Consider the following 17,192-nt stretch of genomic DNA (forward strand, 5'->3'; position numbering starts at 1 on the left):
CTTGCCGTTGCCTGGAACTATTCAAAGATGAGTTACGGGGCAGAGGCACGAGCCGAGGCAGAGGCCAAGTTCGGCACCGACGCGTTCTATGCGTCGCTGGGCCGGGCCTTCGTGACGATGTGCGCCGTGATCCCGGTGCTCTTCCTCATCGAGGCGATCGACATCGGCATCGGCGCGGGCCAGCTCGACGTGGCCGGCGGCATCATCCCGCACCGCATCGACGGCCTCGACGGCGTGCTGTTCAGCCCGTTCCTGCACGCCGGGTGGGACCACCTCTACGGCAACGCCGTGCCGCTGATCCTGGTCGGCACGTTCGCGCTGGCCGGCGGCGTCCGGCGGTTCATCTGGTCGACCTTCGTGATCATGCTGGTCAGCGGTCTCGGCGTCTGGTTCGTCGGCGACCCCAACAGCGTGGTCGTGGGTGCCAGCGGCGTCATCTTCGGCTACCTGGGCCTGCTGGTCACCCGCGGCCTGGTCGAGCGCTCGTGGTGGAACTTCGGGGTGGCCGCGTTCATCGGGCTTCTCTACTGGTACCAGCTCTACAACATCCTGCCGACCGATCAGCCGGTGTCGTGGCAGGGCCACCTGCTCGGCCTGCTCGGCGGTGTCATCGCGGCGATCCTGTTCCGCCGCAAGAGGGTGCGCCCGGCGAAACTCGACACGACTCTCAACTTCTGACGGCGATTCCCGTACGGCCGGGGTGGCGCGACAAAACTCCCCAAGCGATTCCCGTACGGCCGGGGTGGCGCGACGAAACTCCCCAAGCGATTCCCGTACGGGCGGAGTGGCGCGACGAGACTTCCCAAGCGATTCCCGTACGGGCGGAAGCAGCTCAACACGCGTACTAGCGCAATTTCCGTACGGCCGCTTTGATCGCCGGACGGAACGTGGAGAGCTGGGTGTAGACACCGGGATAGCCGTCCCGTGCGCATCCCAGGCCCCAGCTCACAATGCCCACCTGCACCCATTCGCCGTGTTTGCCGTGCCCGACCATGGGCCCGCCGCTGTCGCCCTGACACGTGTCGGCCTGGGGTGACCCGGCGCAGATCTGCTCGTCGTCCACGAGCGTCACCCCCGCTTTCTTGTACGCCACCGCACACTTCTCGTCCGGCACGATGGGCACCGAGGCGTAGTGCAGGCGCTCTTCCTGCCGGATCGAGTCCTCGCGCGTCTGGCCCCAGCCCATGACGACGTACGGGCCCGCGCCCACCGGATCCTTGGCGATCGGCAGGGTCGGCAGCAGCAGCGGCCGATCGAGCCGCACGACCGCCCAGTCGTCGCCGCGTGTCTCGTCGATGAAGCCCTCGGCCCGGATGACCCGCTCGGACCGCGCCGTCACGGCCCCGCGCGCCTTGAGGTCGGCGACGCCGGCGGTGACCTGGATGCTGTCGTTCTTGGCGGTGCCGTCCACACAGTGCCCGGCGGTGAGCACCACCCGCGGCTCGATCAGCGCGCCGCCGCAGCCCATCGAGAGCCGCACCGTCCACGGGAACTTGCCCTGCGGCGCCTCCAGGCCACCGACCACCGGCCGGGCCGGGTGCGCGTCGGCAGCGGCCGGCGCGGGCCGGACCGGACGCACCTCGACGACGGCCTGTGCGGGCCGGACCGCGGCGGTGAGCACGGCGGTCAGGATCCCGGCCAGAAGCAGCGACGCGGCATTTCGGACCATACAGACATTTGAGCACAAGAAGACGGGCCACGCGGTTAGCCGCGCGGCCCGTTCCTCACGCCTGTCTACTTAGTACCAACCCACGTCCTGCGAGTGCCCCCACGCGGCACACGGGGTGTTGTAACGACCCTCGATGTAGCCGAGGCCCCAGTCGATCTGGGTGGCCGGGTTGGTCTTCCAGTCCGAGCCGGACGACTTCATCTTGCTGCCCGGCAGAGCCTGCGGGATGCCGTACGCACCCGAGCTCTTGTTCTCGGCCTTCTCGTTCCAGCCGCTTTCCTTCTTCCACAGCTTCTCGAGGCAGGAGAACTGGGAGATCTCGAAGCCGGCCTTGAGCATCAGCGTGCAGCCGATGGCCCGGTTGCCGCTGAACTCGTTGCAGGAGGCGGGGATGTCGCCGTCGAACTCCGGCGTGCTGCCCGAGTCGCCGCCGCTCTCCTTCGCCGCCGCTTCCTCCTCGGCCTTCTTCTTGGCCGCGGCCTCGGCGGCCGCCTTCTTCTGGGCGATCACCTTCTGCTCGGCCTGACGCGCCTTGCCGGCTGCGGCCTTGGCGGCGGTGGCGGCCTTCTCGGCCGCGTTGCCCTCGGCCTGACGCTGAAACGCACGGGCTGCGGCGTGTTCGGACTGGCGTTGCTTCAGCAGCTGAGTCTCGTCGGCAGCGACCTGCGCGACGACGCTCGCTTCTGCGCTCCGCGGCTGGTCCTGGTCCTGTCCGAGGTAGACCCCGCCGGTCGCACCCGCCACCAGCAGGCCAACCGCGGTAACTCGAACTCCGACCCGGCTCCAGAGCCGATTCACGAAGTATCCCTTCGTCGGGGGCAATGACGCGGCACGCTCGCCACCAGCGAAAACAGTGGCGGAACAAGCCGCGAGCACCGCGACCCAACCGGGCCGGGACCGTGGGACGAAGTCGATCTACGACGGCGACGACCACGTTTGGCGCTCGTCAGACACCATGGCTCACCGTGAAGTGGATGTGAAATGACGACGCGGTGTTGTGAACTTGCTCACAACAATTTCCCGCTCAAACCGGGTGAAAAAACCCAAGAATCGGGTCACTCCGAAGGGGAATCCGCACTCACGGCACGGATTCCCCTCGTCACTCAGAGTGGAATTTCTTCGAGCAGGTCGGTGACCACCTCAGCGATCGGCGAACGCTCGGAACGGGTCAGCGTGACGTGGGCAAAGATCGGGTGACCCTTGAGGGCCTCGATCACCGCCGTGACGCCGTCGTGCCGGCCCACCCGCAGGTTGTCGCGCTGGGCCACATCGTGAGTCAGAACGACCCGCGAACCCTGGCCGATACGGGACAGAACGGTCAGAAGAACGTTTCGTTCGAGTGACTGAGCCTCGTCCACGATCACGAACGCGTCGTGCAGGCTGCGGCCGCGGATGTGGGTCAGCGGCAGCACCTCGAGCATCCCGCGGGCCATGACCTCTTCGACCACGTTGGCGTGCACCACGGCACCCAGCGTGTCGAACACGGCCTGCGCCCAGGGCGACATCTTCTCGTTCTCGGTGCCGGGCAGATAGCCCAGTTCCTGGCCGCCCACCGCGTACAGCGGGCGGAAGACGATGACCTTCTTGTGGCGGTTGCGCTCCATGGTGGCCTCGAGACCCGCGCAGAGCGCCAGCGCCGACTTGCCCGTGCCGGCCCGGCCACCCAGCGAGACGATGCCGATCGACTCGTCCAGCAGGATGTCGAGGGCGACCCGCTGCTCAGCGGAGCGGCCACGCAGACCGAACGCCTCCCGGTCGCCGCGGACCAGCCGTACGGACTTGTCGGGGGTGACCCGGCCGAGCGCGGACCCGCGCGGCGAGTGGACCACCAGGCCGGTGTGGCACGGCAGGTGCTCGACCTCCTCGAGTTCCAGCTCCTCACCGCCGTACAGGGAATTGACCTGATCCTCGCCCAGCTTCAGGTCCGACATGCCCGTCCACGTGGGATCGCTGGCCTGGCCGTGGCGGTATTCGTCGGCGGTCAGGCCCACCGACGCGGCCTTGACCCGCAGCGGCATGTCCTTGCTGACCAGGGTGACCTCCCGGCCCTCGGCGGCCAGCCCCAGGGCGACCGAGAGGATGCGGGTGTCGTTCGAGTCGTTACGGAAGCCCTGCGGCAGCACACTCTGGTCGGCGTGGTTGAGCTCGACCCGCAGCGTGCCGCCCTCGTCGTTGCAGAGCACCGGCTGGTCGAGCCGGCCGTACTTGATCCGCAACTCGTCGAGGAAGCGCAGCGACTGCCGCGCGAACCAGCCCAGCTCGGGGTGGTGACGCTTGCCCTCCAACTCGGAGATGACCACGAGAGGAATGACCACCTCGTGATCGGTGAACCGGCGGAAGGCCGCCGGGTCGGAAAGCAGGACCGAAGTGTCCAGAACGAAAACACGGCCCTCGGGGGCCGGTTCTGCGTTTGCGTGCCTGTCGCGGGACTGCCGTCCCGATCGGGCTCGACTCGTGGAGACTTCGACGGCCGCGTCGAGGGAAGAGACGTCGGCGTCAGAACGGCGAGATGTCACAGGCCTGCTCCAGCGGCGGGCGTGCAACCCGGTACGCCCGCGGTCCGCCACCTCCGGCGCCCGTTTCCATGCACGGGGTCGGATTGCGGGCCCCGTGGCGCACTTGTCGCAGGTCCGGGCCGGCCGGCTGGCTCGGGATGACCCCGTGCCATGACTCAAACGCTAGCGGTCAACTGCCCTACGCGGTAGTACGCAAAAACGGGTGACGCTCAACTCTCGGCCAATTTCTCCGGCATGAAACCCGACGTGGGGCGGGTAATCTGACGTCGTGGCACAGACTCCGCGTCCGACCCATCCGCTGAGCATCGACGAAGCCTGGGCGTTCACCGCCGCCAGCGCCTCGTCGACCACCTTCTTCTTCGACTTCGACGGCGTCCTCTCCCCGGTCACCGAAGACCCGGACGCCTCCCAGCCCGCACCGGGCGTCCCCGCCGTCCTCGAGCGTCTGGCCGAGGTCGTGCAGCGGGTCGCCATCGTGTCGGCCCGCCCGGTCAGCTTCCTGCGTTCCCGGTTCGCCTCGCTCGAGCGGGTCGACCTCTACGGGCTCTATGGGCTCGAGGTGTGGCACGAGGGCGAGGTCGTCACCAACCCGGCCGCGCTGCCGTGGGTGCCCGCGATGGCCGACCTGGCCGAGCGGGCCAAGGCCGAGCTGCCCGGCTCGATCCTCGTGGAATACAAGCGTCTCTCGGTGGCCCTGCACTACCGCACGGCTCCGGCCGAGGCCGCCACGGTCGAGCGCTGGGGTCACGAGCAGGCCGAACGCCTCGGGCTGCGCATCCAGGCGGGCCGCATGGTGGTCGAGCTCAAGCCGCCGGTCGACCAGGACAAGGGCATGGTCATCACCGAGGGCGTCCGCAACGCGGGTTGCGCGTGGTATTTCGGTGACGACATGTCCGACATCAAGGCCTTCGACGCCCTGCGGGCCCGCGAGGCCGTCGACCCGTCGTTCTTCGGGGTGGCGGTCGCCGTGGCCAACCCCGAGACGGGGGCCGAGGTGTCCAGCGCGGCCGACCTGACGCTCGACTCGCCCGAGGCCGTGGCGGCGTTCCTGACCGAGGGTCTGCGTCGCTTCTAGGGGTTCCGGCCCTCTTCCCTGGGCCGGGTCTTCTTTCCGGGGCTCCGGCGCCGGGCTCCGTACGACCGGTTGTCAGGCTCCGTAGCGGCGCTGCCGGCTTCCGTACGAGCGCAGTGCCCGCAGGAAGTCGATGCGGCGGAAGTCGGGCCAGTTGGCGTCGTGGAAATAGAACTCCGAGTGTGCCGACTGCCACAGCAGGAAGCCGGAGAGCCGCTGCTCCCCACTGGTGCGGATGACCAGGTCGGGGTCGGGTTGCCCGCGCGTGTAGAGGTGCTCGGCGATGTGCTCGACGTCGAGGATCTCGGCCATCTCCTCGATCGTGCGGCCGGCGGCGGCCTGCTCGTGCAGCAGTGACCGCACGGCGTCGGCGATCTCGCGACGGCCGCCGTAGCCCACCGCCATGTTGACCTCGACCCCGACCGTACGGCTGCGGGTCTTCTCCTGGGCTGCTTTGAGAGCCGTGGCCGTCGAGGCGGGCAGCACGTCGAGCGCCCCCACCATGCGCAGCCGCCAGGGGTTGCCGTCTTCGGCCAGCTCGGTCGCGAGGTCTTCGATGATCTTCAGCAGCGGGTCGAGTTCGGCCGCCGGGCGACGCAGATTGTCGGTGGCCAGCAGATAGAGCGTGACGTGCTTGATGCCGGCCTGGTCGCACCAGGTGAGCAGTTCCTTGACCCGGGCCGCGCCCACACGGTGGCCGTCGTTGGGGTCGACGAAGCCCATTTCCCGAGCCCAGCGGCGGTTGCCGTCGCACATGACACCGACGTGCTGGGGCACAGGCTTGCCGGCCAGCTTGCCGGCCAGCCGCCGCTCATACACGCGGTAGAACGGAGTAACAATCAACGACCGCAGACTCATCGCCTCAAACCCTAGCCCTCGCCGGTAGCTACTCAAGGGGTGGCCGGGCGACGGTGACCTAACCGGGAGGCGATGCGCCCGATCGTGCGAAGGTCGAAAACCCCGTCACCGAGGCCGAGCTCCACCATCCGGTCGAAGACGGCACCGTCCCGGGCAGCCGCCGCCACCGCCGCGTCGACCACGCGCGACTGCCGGGTGAGCAGGGCCGCGAACCCCGAGTGCCGCAGGTGCCGGCCCAGCCTCGCGTGGAGCGCACGCCGATACCGTACGGAAGCCTGCTCTTTGCCTGCCGCCGCCGCACCCGCCAGCGCACCCGAGAGCACCGCATAGAAGATGCCCTCCCCCGTGAACGGATTGATCAGCGAGAGGGCGTCCCCCGCGAGCAGCACACGCCCCTTCGCCGGCGGTGGCCGCCGGGTCGACAACGGCAGGTGGTGCCCGCGCAGCCCCGCCGGTTCGGCGCCGGTCAGAAGGTAGCCGAGCCGTTCCGTCAGATATGCCCGGGAGAGCGGCTCGCCGCGCAACACCTCGCCGTACCCCACGTTGGCGGTGCCGTCGCCGAGCGGAAACTCCCACGCGTACGCGGGCCAGCGCCGCCGCGTCGTGACGATCACCTGCTCGGTGGTGTTGGTGGTGGTCGCGTAGCCCCGGACCGCGACGGCCAGATGCCCCGGCGGGTTGACCGGATGCCCGAGCGCCCGCCGCACGACCGACCCGGCGCCGTCCGCCCCGATCAGCACCGCCGCCCGGAAACGGCCGTCCACGGTCACGCCGTCCCCGTCGTCCCGGATCGTCCGTACGGTGTGGCGCCGCAGTTCCGCGCCTGCTGTCTCGGCCGCCCGCACGAGCCGCTCGTCAAAGACCCGCCGCGGGATGGTGTGGGCCGCGCGCGGAAGGGGCCGGGCCACTTCCGAGCCGCCCGGGCCGACCAGCCGGAGCCGTTCGATCGCCGGGTAGCCGGCGGTGATGTCGCGCACGCCGAGTTCATTGAGGACGGTTATGGCCTCGGCCGCTATGCCGTCGCCGCAGGTCTTGTCGCGGGGGAAGCCGGCGCGGTCGATCAGGAGGACGGTGAGGCCCTTTTGTCTGGCAGCCAGGGCTGCGGCTGATCCGGCCGGCCCCGCCCCGACGACGGCGAGGTCATATTCCCGCACGATCGCCGCTTCTCGCCCAAAGAGGACAAAAGCCAAATTTCCTGGGTACGGCCATCCCAAACCCCCACCCACCTCGGGGACTGGGGTTTGAGACTACGCCCCTGTCAAGCGGCGGCGGCCCACTTATCCACAGCCCCGACGCTCCTGTGGACAGGCCCGCAGCTGACCGCCGCGACTGCTAATCCGCTCACGCCCGTGGCGGGCCTTAACAGGGCCTACCAGCTGAGCACCGCACCTCAAGCCGTCGCGGCCCTGAACAGGACCTACCAGCCGAGCACCGCGCCTCAAGCCGTCGCGGCCCTGAACAGGACCTACCAGCCGAGCAGCGCGCCTCAAGCCGACGCGGCCCTGAACAGGACCTACCAGCTGAGCACCGCGCCTCAAGCCGACGCGGCCCTGAACAGGACCTACCAGCTGAGCACCGCGCCTCAAGCCGTCGCTGCCCTGCGCAAGGCGTACCAGGTGAGCACCGCAGCCGCCACGAGCGGCGCCCCGTCGCGGATCAGCCCGTCCACCCCCAGCAGGAAATAGCAGAGCGGCAGATCCCACACCAGCACGAAGACGGTCAGCCCACCCAGATAACGCCGAGCCCCTGCCTTCCCCCGCAACAGGAAGAACGTGCCGAGCAGCACCGCGTAACTCACCCCGATCCCCGAGGCCAGCCACAACAGCACGGCCGGCAACCACTCAGGACGGTCCCCCAGCTCGGCGAACGAGATCAGGCAGGGCACGAGCATCAGCGGGCTGTACGTGAACGCCGAGATGCGCGCGGTCAGCAGCCAGCCGGTGACCGGGGCCCGGCGCGGGACGGCCTCGCGGCTGCGCAGGCCCTCGCGGGTCAGGACGAGGCGCTGCGGATGACGTACGAGGTGGTCGCGTACCACCGGATGGCGATAGAGCAGCACCACCACGGCGACGCACAGGATCAGCAGCACGGCGAAGCCGATCACGCCGGGCAGCGGGGGCAGGCCCGAGCGCGGCACGACCAGGCGGCCCACCGCGAAGACCGTGGTGACGGCCAGGATCAGGCCCAGCGGGCGGGCGGCGGCCCGGTCGCGGCGCACCTGGCGGATCAGCAGCAGCCAGCCGAGTGTGCGCAGCAACGCCCAGCCCGTACGGACGGCGAATCCGAAGCCGTGTGAGGGGGCGTACCAGTAATTGATCACCTCGACCACCACGGTGGCCGCGGCGGTCGCGACGAGCAGGGCGGTCAGCGCGTGCAGCACGCGTGGCCGCCCCGTCTCGATCGTCACCTCCGCGGGTTTACCCCGCCGCTCAGTCCTGCAAGCGTGCCCGCAGCGCGTCCAGTTCGGACCACAGGACGGCCGGCAGCTTGTCGCCGAACTTGGTGAACCACTCGGTCACCTGCGGGATCTCGGCCAGCCACTCGTCGCGGTCGACGCGCAGCGCGGCCGCCAAGGCCTCGTCCGAGAGTTCCAAGCCCGTACGGTCGATGGCCGCGACCGTGGGAACGTGACCGATCGCGGTCTCGACCGCCTCCCCCTTGCCGTCGAGCCGCTCGACGATCCACTTCAGGACGCGGCTGTTCTCGCCGAACCCGGGCCACAGGAAGCCGCCCTCGTCGTCGCGGCGGAACCAGTTCACGTAGAAGATCTTGGGCAGGCGGGCGGCGTCTCCCGGTGCGCCCTTGGCCATGTCGATCCAGTGCTGGAAGTAGTCGCCGGCGTGGTAGCCGATGAACGGCAGCATCGCCATCGGGTCGCGGCGCACGACACCGACCTGACCGACCGCGGCCGCCGTCGTCTCGCTCGACAGGGTGGCGCCCAGATAGACGCCGTGCACCCAGTCGCGGGCCTCGGCGACGAGCGGGATCGTCGTCTTGCGGCGCCCGCCGAACAGGATCGCGTCGATCGGCACGCCCCGGGGGTCGTGGTATTCGTCGGCCAGGATCGGGCACTGCTCGATGGGCGTACAGAACCGGCTGTTGGGGTGGCTCGACGGCGTCGCCGAATCGGGTGTCCAGTCCTCACCGCGCCACGACCGCAGGTGTGCGGGCGGTTCGCCCATGCCCTCCCACCAGATGTCGCCGTCGTCGGTGAGGGCCACGTTGGTGAAGACCGAGTTGCCGCGGGCGAGTGTGCGCATGGCGTTCGGGTTGGTGTGGAAGTCGGTGCCCGGAGCGACGCCGAACAGGCCGAACTCGGGGTTGGTGGCCCAGAGCCGCCCGTCCTCCCCGAATCGCATCCAGGCGATGTCGTCGCCGACGGTCTCGACCTTCCATCCGGGCAGGGTCGGTTCGAGCATGGCCAGGTTGGTCTTGCCGCAGGCCGAGGGGAACGCGCCGGCGATGTAGCGGACCTGCCCCTCGGGCGAGGTCAGCTTCATGATCAGCATGTGCTCGGCCAGCCAGCCCTCGTCGCGGGCGGCCACGCTGGCGATGCGCAGTGCGTAGCACTTCTTGCCGAGCAGCGAGTTGCCGCCGTAGCCGGAGCCGAAGGACCAGATCTCGCGCGTCTCGGGGAAGTGCGAGATGTACTTGGTCGCGTTGCACGGCCAGGCCACGTCTTCCTGGCCTGGTTCGAGCGGCGCCCCGACCGAGTGCAGGGCGGGCACGAAGTCGGCGTCGTCGCCCATCGCCTCCAGCACCGCGGTGCCCATCCGGGTCATGATGCGCATGCTGGCGACCACGTACGGGCTGTCGGTCAGCTCGACACCGAACATGGGCTGCGGCGCGTCGAGCGGGCCCATGCAGAACGGCACCACGTACATCGTGCGGCCGCGCATGCAGCCTCGGTAGAGCTCGGTCATCGTCGACCGCATCTCGGCCGGGTCCATCCAGTTGTTGGTCGGACCGGCGTCGGCCTCGTCGACCGAGCAGATGAAGGTGCGCTCCTCGACCCGGGCCACGTCATCGGGGTCGGTGCGCGCCCAGAACGAGTTCGGCTTCTTCTCGGGGTCGAGACGGACCAGCGCGCCCGAGTCGACCAGGGAATCGGTGATGACGGTCCACTCGTCCGGCGACCCGTCGCACCACACGATGCGGTCGGGGGTGGTCAGGGCGGCCACCTCGTCGATCCACGCGAGCAGGCGGGGGTGCTGAGAGGGCTGGGTCAAGGCAGATCTCCTTCGGTCGGCACTGACCAATGACCACAGAGGCCGGTGTGAGCCGGCCTCGGTCTTGGGGAGTTCGCTCAGACTAGGCCGCCAACACGTTCAGTTCATCGGCTGTAGCTGTGGATAACCGCACAATCTTTGGCAACTCTGCTTACACACGATCGATCCTTCGCCAAATGGCGCAGTTCCGCGCAGAGGCGCCTCCGGTGGCCGAACGGCCGACTTTCGCAAAACGGACCTAACGGCTTAAGCTGGTTGGTATCGGGCTTTCCTCTTACTCCCGCCGTAGGAGGCAGGAATGACGATGCCGGAGCACGACCCGCCGGACACCGATCTGCTGGCCGCCGTCCGGGCCGGGGACACCGCGGCGTACGGGACACTCTGGGAACGGCACCGGGCGGCGGCCCGCCAATTGGCGTACGGGTTGGTCAGCGACCCGGCCGATGTCGACGACCTGGTCGCCGAGACGTTCGCGAAGGTCTTCGCCTCGCTGCGGGCCGGCCGGGGCCCCCTGGTCGCCTTCCGCGCCTACCTGCACACGACCATGCGGCACGTCTGCTATCACCGGGCCAAACGCGACCGGCGGCTCGAGTTCACCGACGACCTGAGCCGGTACGACGAGGGCCAGCCCTACACCGACCCGGCGCTGGACCGGCTGGAACGCACGTACGCGGCGGCCGCCTTCCGCCAGCTCCCCGAGCGCTGGCGTGACGTGCTGTGGCAGACCGCCGTTGAAGGGAACAGCCCGGCCGAGGTGGCCGGGATGCTGGGCATGACGCCCAACGCGGTGGCCGTGCTGGCCCACCGCGCGCGGGAGGGGCTGCGCAGCCTCTATCTGCAGCAGCACGTGACGACGGCCGAGCACCCGGAATGCCGGTGGGCCGGCGACCGGCTCGGCGTGCACCTGCGGGGACGGCTCGCCCCGCGTGACAGCAACCGGATGCGACTACACCTGAGGTGGTGCGGTGAGTGCCGTAAGAGAGTGGCGGAGATCGCCGAAATCAGCGAGATCCACCCTCCGTACCGGCAGCGTCACCATGCGGGATCCAGCGGTTAAGACTCGCCAACGAAAACAGCGGTCCGTGACTGCCCCCGGTACTCTCGGGACCGTGCCCGAATCCTCAGCGACGCAGCCCAGCGGCCTGCGCTCCCGGCTTCGGTCACTTCTCCGCGAACTCGGCAAGTTCGGCACGGTCGGCGGCATCGCATTCGCCATCGACGTCGCGATCTTCAACGTGCTGCTCCAGGCCGATTTCGAGACCCTGATCGCCAAGACCGTCTCGACCGTCATCGCGACCTCGATCGCGTTCGTCGGCAACCGGTTCTGGACCTGGCGTCACCGCGCCCACACCCACATGGCCCGGCAATACACGATGTTCTTCGTGCTCAACGCCATAGGCCTGGGCATCGGGCTCGCCTGCCTGGCGATCAGTCACTACGGTCTCGGGCAGCTCTCACCGATCTTCCAGACCCAGCTCGCGGACAACATCTCCGGTCAGCTCGTCGGCACCGCCGCCGGCTCGCTGTTCCGGTTCTGGTCGTACCGCCGGTTCGTCTTCCCGGCCACGACCCCGCCGGGCACGCCACCACGACAGGAGCCCCGGGCGGCCGATGTGACATCGACGCCATCCCCCGTTCGTGACACGGCGTAACCGCCCTCTCTCCCGTAAGGTTGCCCAATGCCTTCAGCTCGTGCGCTGACGGAACACCTGCGCCGTCTCGCCCCGGAAGTCCTGGCTTTCGGTGTCATCGGTGCCGGAAACACGCTGCTCTACATCGCGATCACGTGGGTCGCCCTGCCGATCGGCGCCGTCAAGGCCAGCGTCATCGCCACCGTCGTCACGACCACGCTGGCGTACATCGCGAACCGCTACTGGACGTACCGCAACCACAGCCGCACCGCACTGCGGCGGGAGTACACCCTCTTCTTCGGCTTCAACCTCGTCGGCATGGTGATCCAGTCCGGGTCCATCGCCATCGGCAAGTACGGCTTCGGCCTGACCGAGCAGCACGACGAGGTCGCGTTCATCGCCGTCACGCTGATCGGCATCGTGATCGCCACGGTCTTCCGCTTCTGGGCCTACCGCACGTTCGTCTTCCTCAAGCCGCCGGTCGACGGGCACGAGGGTGACCTGGCCGACCTCGACGCGGTGGCCGGTCTGGCCGAGATCAGCGCCGAGGATCCGCAGCCTTCCCGCTAGTCCCGGTCGGCTTTCTCCGGAAAAGACCCTTCCGCTGTACGGGGACCTCGGGCTCTTCCTCTTCTTCCTCGTCCTCGGGGTGCCGCGCCCGGTCCTGCTCGATCAGTTCGTAGAGCAGGGTCTGCACCCCTTGGGCGTTGGGCACGGCGGCCAGGGTCACGGCCTGCTCCCCGATCGAGTCGACCTTCAGCGTGCCCGAGCCGAACAGCCGGTCGAGCACCGTCTGCGTCACCACGTGGTCGTTGATGCGGTTGAGCGGCAGGTCCCGCCGCTCCCGGGCGATCACACCGTCCTGCAGCAGGATCCGCTCGTCGGTCAGCACGTAGTGGGTGCACCGCCAGATCACGAGCGGGGCCACGCCGTACCGGACACCCTGATAGAGCATGATCGCGGCGACCACCAGGAACGCGATCAGCCCGCCGTCGGTGACGGGCAGCATCACCCAGGCCACCGCGGTCACCACGACCGCCAGCACCACCAGCAGCCCGGGGCGCAGGGCCGCCTTCCAATGGGGATGCAGGTGGAGGACGAGCTCTTCCTCGTCGGCCAGCACTTCGTCCGGAAACGCCACGCGGTCAGCGTACGTGCAGCACGTCACCCGCCGAGACGCGATGCGGGACACCGTCCGCCGTCCGGACGATCAACTGGCCGTCCCGGTCGACCTCGGTCGCCTCGCCCACCAGTGTGTCTCCGGCCGGCAGCATGACCCGCACCGGCCGGCCGATGGTCGCGCAGCCCCGCCGGTACGCCGCGAGCAGGCCCGACATCTCCGCATCGCCGGCCGCCTCGCGCCATCCCGCGTACCACGACGCGAAACCGCGCAGCACTGCCCGCAGCAGGGGGTCGCGGTCGGTGACGGCGGCGCCCGCCACACGCAGCGAGGTCGCGGGCAACCCGGTGGTCTCGGGCAGCTCCTCGGGCCGGGTCGTCACGTTCAGGCCGATGCCCACGACCACGGCGTCGCCGAAGACCTCGGCCAGGATGCCGGCGCCCTTGCCCTCGCCCACCAGCAGGTCGTTCGGCCACTTCAGGGACGCCTCGACCTCGGCCACCCGCTCGACCGCCTCGCGCAGCGCGACCCCGGCCAGCAGCGGCAGCCAGCCGAACGAACTCGGGGTGAGGGCGGGCCAGCCACGCTCGTGGTCGGCGCGACCCGGCCGCAGCAGAACACTCAGCGTGAGCCCGGCCCGAGCCGGGGAGCTCCACTGCCGATCGCGGCGGCCCCGGCCGGCCGTCTGCTGCTCGGCGACGACGATCAGCCCCTCGGACGCGCCGTCGGCCGCGGCCGTGGCCGCGTCGGCGTTGGTCGAAGCGGTCTCGGCACGGACGTCGAGACGCGTCCACAGGCTGCCCGGCGTCAGCAGCGCCCGTTCCAGCGAGCGCGCGGACAGCGGGGGGCGGTCGAGATCCGTGAACGGCGAGGCCATCCGCCGAGCCTAGCCCCGCCCGGCCGCGCTACCGGGTCCGCGGCGTGGCGGCTCACTGGGGTGACGCGTTCAGCGGGGTGGCGGCTCGGCGGCGTGGCGGCTCACGTACATGGTCGTGCTGCGGTCGGACGGCTCCGCGGCCGGGCGGGGCCGGGGGCGCGGGCGGCGGCGGGTCGAGCGCGGCGGTTCGTCGGTCACGGCCGCGAACAGCTCGGTGGCGTCACCGCGGCGGCGGCCGTCGTTCCCGACCCGCCACTCGCGGGCGGCCGGCTCGTCGGCCTTGTCGTCGCGGGCCGACCAGCTCCGGGGCAGGTTGATCCGGTTCCGGTCGACGGCCGAGGGACGTTCCCGGCGCTTCCGGCCGCGCGGCTGGGGGGTGACGATCTCGGTGGGCTCGTGCTCGATCGGGGCCAGGTCGAAGCCGGTGGCCGGTTCGTAGTCGGGGACGGCGGGCAGCCGCTCGACGGCCATGGGCCAGCCGTATCCCTTGGCCGAGGGCTCGGGGTCGAGTTCGAGCTCGACGGGGATGGGAGTCCAGTACTCGCCGGAGGGCGGCTGCTCGGGGACGTGGCGGTACTCCGGGCGCACCCAGCCTTCAACCCGGTCGCCGTAGCGCTCGGGGTTGTACGCGGGTTCGGCGACGTCGGTGAGGGCGGGCTCGTCCAGCGGGGGCAGCTCATCCTCGTACGGGAAAAGCTCCTGATCCTCGGCGTACGACTCGGCGCGGTCTGTTACGTACGACTCGGCGCGGTCCATCGCGTACGCCTCGTCCGGGTCTTCCACGTACGCCTGGTCGCGGTCTCCCACGTACGGCTCGGCGCGGTCTCCCACGTACGGCTCGGCGCGGTCTCCCACGTACGGCTCGGCGCGGTCTCCCACGTACGGCTCGGTGCTTTCCTTCGCGTACGGCTCGCCGCGCTCCTCCGCGCAGACCTCGCCCCGGTCGTCGGCGTACTCGTGGTCCTCGACGTAGTCACGGTCCTCGGGGTACTCGCGGTCCTCGGGGTAGAGCTCGCGCCGCTCCTCGGCCAGGCCGATCGACGCCAGGCCGTCCAGCGGGTCGTCCTCCTCAGGGCCGGCCAGGGCGGCGACCGGCACCAGCGCGGGCTCCGGGACCGACCGGTTCCGCCGACGGGTGCCACGGGCCCGGCGCGACTTGGGCTGGATGCCGGATGGCGCCTGGTCACGGGCCCGCCGACCGCCCCCACCGAAGAGCACGGTGCGGAAACAGATCAGCGTGGCGAGTCCCCCGGCGATGAGGGCGATCCCGGCCGCGGTCATCCAGTTGGTCACGACACAGGTAACGAATGGGGCATTGCGTGCGAAACGCGCACGGCCTGCCATGGGCTCTGCTAGCGCACTACGATCAACTACTGACGAGTAGGACTCGGAAAGCGCGAGGTTGCGACGTGACGACCCACCAGGACGACGCGGTCCAGGCTGACATTCACACCACGGCCGGCAAGCTCGCCGACCTGGCACAACGCACCGACGAGGCGGTGCACGCCGCGTCCGGCCGCGCGGTCGAGAAACAACACGCCCGGGGCAAGAAGACGGCCCGCGAACGCATCGAGATGCTGCTCGACGAGGGCTCCTTCGTCGAGCTGGACGAACTGGCCCGCCACCGGTCCACCAACTTCGGGCTGGAGAAGAACCGGCCGTACGGGGATGGGGTCGTCACCGGCTACGGCACGGTCGACGGCCGTCAGGTGTGCGTGTTCAGCCAGGACTTCACCATCTTCGGCGGGTCCCTGGGCGAGGTCTTCGGCGAGAAGATCGTCAAGGTGCTCGACCTGGCCATGAAGATCGGCTGCCCGATCATCGGGATCAACGACTCCGGCGGCGCCCGCATCCAGGAGGGTGTGGTCGCGCTCGGCCTCTACGCCGACATCTTCTTCCGCAACGTCCGGGCCAGCGGCGTCATCCCGCAGATCTCGCTGATCATGGGCCCGTGCGCGGGCGGCGCGGTCTACTCCCCCGCGATCACCGACTTCACCGTGATGGTCGACCAGACCTCGCACATGTTCATCACCGGCCCCGACGTGATCAAGACGGTGACCGGTGAAGAGGTCGGGATGGAGGAACTGGGCGGCGCCCGCACCCACAACACGCGCAGCGGCAACGCGCACTACCTGGCCTCCGACGAGGACGACGCGATCGACTACGTGCGGGCGCTGCTCTCCTACCTGCCGTCGAACAACATGGACGACCCCACGATCTTCGAGATGCCGGCAGATCTGGCGCCCTCCGACGACGATCTGGCGCTCGACTCGCTCATCCCGGATTCGGCCAATCAGCCGTACGACATCAAGAAGGTCGTCGAGACGGTCGTGGACGAGTTCCTCGAAGTGCAGCCGCTCTACGCGCAGAACATCGTGGTCGGTTTCGGGCGGGTCGAGGGGCGTCCGGTCGGCGTGGTCGCCAACCAGCCCATGCATTTCGCGGGCACGCTCGACATCGCGGCCTCGGAGAAGGCGGCCCGGTTCGTGCGGACGTGCGACGCCTTCAACATCCCCGTCGTGACCTTCGTCGACGTGCCCGGGTTCCTGCCGGGCACCTCCCAGGAGTGGGACGGCATCATCCGGCGCGGGGCCAAACTGATCTACGCGTACGCCGAGGCGACCGTCCCCAAGGTCACGGTGATCACGCGGAAGGCGTACGGGGGTGCGTACGACGTGATGGGCTCGAAGCACCTCGGCGCCGACCTCAACTTCGCGTGGCCCACGGCGCAGATCGCGGTGATGGGGGCACAGGGCGCGGTGAACATCCTCTACCGAGGCGACCTGGCCGCAGCCGACGACCCCGCGGCGCGGCGGGCCGAGCTGATCCAGGAGTACGAGGACACGCTGGCCAACCCATACATCGCCGCCGAACGCGGCTATGTGGACGCGGTGATCATGCCGTCGCAGACGAGGGCCCAGATCACGCGGGCGTTGCGGACGCTGCGCACCAAACGCGAGACGCTGCCGCCCAAGAAGCACGGAAACATTCCGCTCTGATCGGCGTCACCCTTGCCGCACTCCAGCTCGTAGCCAGCCGGCGGGGTGGCGGTCCACTCCTATCTCGGGACACCTGCCAGGAGACCTGCGCCCGGGGGGGTGTCCCTATGGGTTTCGTCAAGCGGTGAGGGCGTGGTTGACGGGCCGGGTTTGGTAGGGCGTCTGGTCGCGGAGCATGGCGAACAGGACGTCGACACGGCGGCGTGCCAGGCAGATGAGGG

16 protein-coding genes are annotated in these 17,192 nt (G+C 69.5%); 6 read left to right on the forward strand and 10 right to left on the reverse strand.

Annotated elements, in window-relative coordinates; translation table 11 throughout:
• Nucleotides 1-27: 27 nt before the first annotated feature.
• On the forward strand, nt 28-678 hold the full coding sequence (locus tag JIG36_RS44395) for a rhomboid family intramembrane serine protease (RefSeq protein WP_203382919.1): 651 nt from the start codon (nt 28-30) through the stop codon (nt 676-678).
• A 166-nt stretch (nt 679-844) separates the two neighbouring features.
• On the opposite strand, the gene JIG36_RS44400 is transcribed toward JIG36_RS44395, so the two are convergent.
• The 3 genes from JIG36_RS44400 to phoH2 form a co-directional block, all read right to left on the reverse strand.
• Nucleotides 845-1,669, reverse strand: coding sequence for a S1 family serine peptidase (locus JIG36_RS44400; RefSeq protein WP_203382920.1), 825 nt, complete (start codon nt 1,667-1,669; stop codon nt 845-847).
• 69 nt (nt 1,670-1,738) lie between these two features.
• Nucleotides 1,739-2,467, reverse strand: coding sequence for an aggregation-promoting factor C-terminal-like domain-containing protein (locus tag JIG36_RS44405; RefSeq protein ID WP_203382921.1), 729 nt, complete (start codon nt 2,465-2,467; stop codon nt 1,739-1,741).
• 305 nt (nt 2,468-2,772) lie between these two features.
• Nucleotides 2,773-4,185: an RNA 5'-3' helicase PhoH2 gene (phoH2, locus tag JIG36_RS44410; RefSeq protein ID WP_203382922.1), complete on the reverse strand. Its 1,413-nt coding sequence runs from the start codon at nt 4,183-4,185 to the stop codon at nt 2,773-2,775.
• Between the two features lie 268 nt (nt 4,186-4,453).
• Between phoH2 and otsB the strand changes: the two genes are divergently transcribed.
• A complete protein-coding gene (otsB, locus tag JIG36_RS44415) occupies nt 4,454-5,260 on the forward strand; it encodes a trehalose-phosphatase (RefSeq protein ID WP_203382923.1) in 807 nt (268 codons plus the stop codon).
• A 72-nt stretch (nt 5,261-5,332) separates the two neighbouring features.
• Here the strand turns inward: otsB and JIG36_RS44420 are convergent, their stop codons facing one another.
• The 4 genes from JIG36_RS44420 to JIG36_RS44435 form a co-directional block, all read right to left on the reverse strand.
• A complete protein-coding gene (locus tag JIG36_RS44420; RefSeq protein ID WP_203382924.1) occupies nt 5,333-6,115 on the reverse strand; it encodes an isoprenyl transferase in 783 nt (260 codons plus the stop codon).
• Between the two features lie 32 nt (nt 6,116-6,147).
• A complete protein-coding gene (locus JIG36_RS44425) occupies nt 6,148-7,272 on the reverse strand; it encodes a geranylgeranyl reductase family protein (RefSeq protein WP_438870803.1) in 1,125 nt (374 codons plus the stop codon).
• A gap of 425 nt (nt 7,273-7,697) precedes the next feature.
• Nucleotides 7,698-8,522 carry a hypothetical protein gene (locus JIG36_RS44430; protein WP_203382926.1) on the reverse strand — a complete coding sequence of 275 codons (825 nt, stop codon included), beginning with the start codon at nt 8,520-8,522 and terminating at the stop codon, nt 7,698-7,700.
• A 22-nt stretch (nt 8,523-8,544) separates the two neighbouring features.
• Nucleotides 8,545-10,374, reverse strand: coding sequence for a phosphoenolpyruvate carboxykinase (GTP) (locus tag JIG36_RS44435; protein ID WP_203382927.1), 1,830 nt, complete (start codon nt 10,372-10,374; stop codon nt 8,545-8,547).
• Between the two features lie 268 nt (nt 10,375-10,642).
• Here JIG36_RS44435 and JIG36_RS44440 point away from each other — a divergent pair, with 268 nt between their 5' ends.
• The 3 genes from JIG36_RS44440 to JIG36_RS44450 are packed head-to-tail and all read left to right on the forward strand — an operon-like array spanning nt 10,643 to nt 12,545.
• The gene (locus JIG36_RS44440; protein ID WP_203382928.1) at nt 10,643-11,401 is read left to right on the forward strand and encodes a sigma-70 family RNA polymerase sigma factor; all 759 of its coding nucleotides are present in this window, start codon (nt 10,643-10,645) and stop codon (nt 11,399-11,401) included.
• Nucleotides 11,382-11,996, forward strand: a complete 615-nt coding sequence (locus JIG36_RS44445; RefSeq protein WP_203382929.1) for a GtrA family protein — start codon at nt 11,382-11,384, stop codon at nt 11,994-11,996. Before JIG36_RS44440 ends, JIG36_RS44445 begins: the two co-directional genes overlap by 20 nt.
• 27 nt (nt 11,997-12,023) lie before the next feature.
• Nucleotides 12,024-12,545 carry a GtrA family protein gene (locus JIG36_RS44450; RefSeq protein WP_203382930.1) on the forward strand — a complete coding sequence of 174 codons (522 nt, stop codon included), beginning with the start codon at nt 12,024-12,026 and terminating at the stop codon, nt 12,543-12,545.
• Here the strand turns inward: JIG36_RS44450 and JIG36_RS44455 are convergent.
• The 3 genes from JIG36_RS44455 to JIG36_RS44465 form a co-directional block, all read right to left on the reverse strand.
• Complete coding sequence (locus tag JIG36_RS44455) at nt 12,514-13,116, reverse strand: PH domain-containing protein (protein ID WP_203382931.1); 603 nt, start codon at nt 13,114-13,116, stop codon at nt 12,514-12,516. The two genes, JIG36_RS44450 and JIG36_RS44455, sit on opposite strands and share 32 nt — an antisense overlap.
• Nucleotides 13,117-13,120: 4 nt before the next feature.
• Nucleotides 13,121-13,972, reverse strand: a complete 852-nt coding sequence (locus JIG36_RS44460) for a biotin--[acetyl-CoA-carboxylase] ligase (protein WP_203382932.1) — start codon at nt 13,970-13,972, stop codon at nt 13,121-13,123.
• Between the two features lie 69 nt (nt 13,973-14,041).
• Complete coding sequence (locus JIG36_RS44465; RefSeq protein WP_203382933.1) at nt 14,042-15,265, reverse strand: hypothetical protein; 1,224 nt, start codon at nt 15,263-15,265, stop codon at nt 14,042-14,044.
• Between the two features lie 116 nt (nt 15,266-15,381).
• Here JIG36_RS44465 and JIG36_RS44470 point away from each other — a divergent pair, with 116 nt between their 5' ends.
• The gene (locus JIG36_RS44470; RefSeq protein WP_203382934.1) at nt 15,382-16,971 is read left to right on the forward strand and encodes an acyl-CoA carboxylase subunit beta; all 1,590 of its coding nucleotides are present in this window, start codon (nt 15,382-15,384) and stop codon (nt 16,969-16,971) included.
• Nucleotides 16,972-17,192 lie beyond the last annotated feature (221 nt).

This window comes from Paractinoplanes ovalisporus (genome assembly GCF_016834655.1).
In the GTDB taxonomy this organism is placed as follows: Bacteria; Actinomycetota; Actinomycetes; order Mycobacteriales; family Micromonosporaceae; genus Actinoplanes; species Actinoplanes ovalisporus.

Excerpts from the sequence above, each read along its gene's own strand:
- JIG36_RS44395 (WP_203382919.1), top strand. The coding sequence starts at position 28 with ATGAGTTACGGGGCAGAGGCACGAGCCGAGGCAGAGGCCAAGTTCGGC.
- JIG36_RS44400 (WP_203382920.1), bottom strand. The coding sequence starts at position 1,669 with ATGGTCCGAAATGCCGCGTCGCTGCTTCTGGCCGGGATCCTGACCGCC.
- JIG36_RS44420 (WP_203382924.1), bottom strand. The coding sequence starts at position 6,115 with ATGAGTCTGCGGTCGTTGATTGTTACTCCGTTCTACCGCGTGTATGAG.
- JIG36_RS44440 (WP_203382928.1), top strand. The coding sequence starts at position 10,643 with ATGACGATGCCGGAGCACGACCCGCCGGACACCGATCTGCTGGCCGCC.
- JIG36_RS44445 (WP_203382929.1), top strand. The coding sequence starts at position 11,382 with ATGCGGGATCCAGCGGTTAAGACTCGCCAACGAAAACAGCGGTCCGTG.
- JIG36_RS44450 (WP_203382930.1), top strand. The coding sequence starts at position 12,024 with ATGCCTTCAGCTCGTGCGCTGACGGAACACCTGCGCCGTCTCGCCCCG.
- JIG36_RS44460 (WP_203382932.1), bottom strand. The coding sequence starts at position 13,972 with ATGGCCTCGCCGTTCACGGATCTCGACCGCCCCCCGCTGTCCGCGCGC.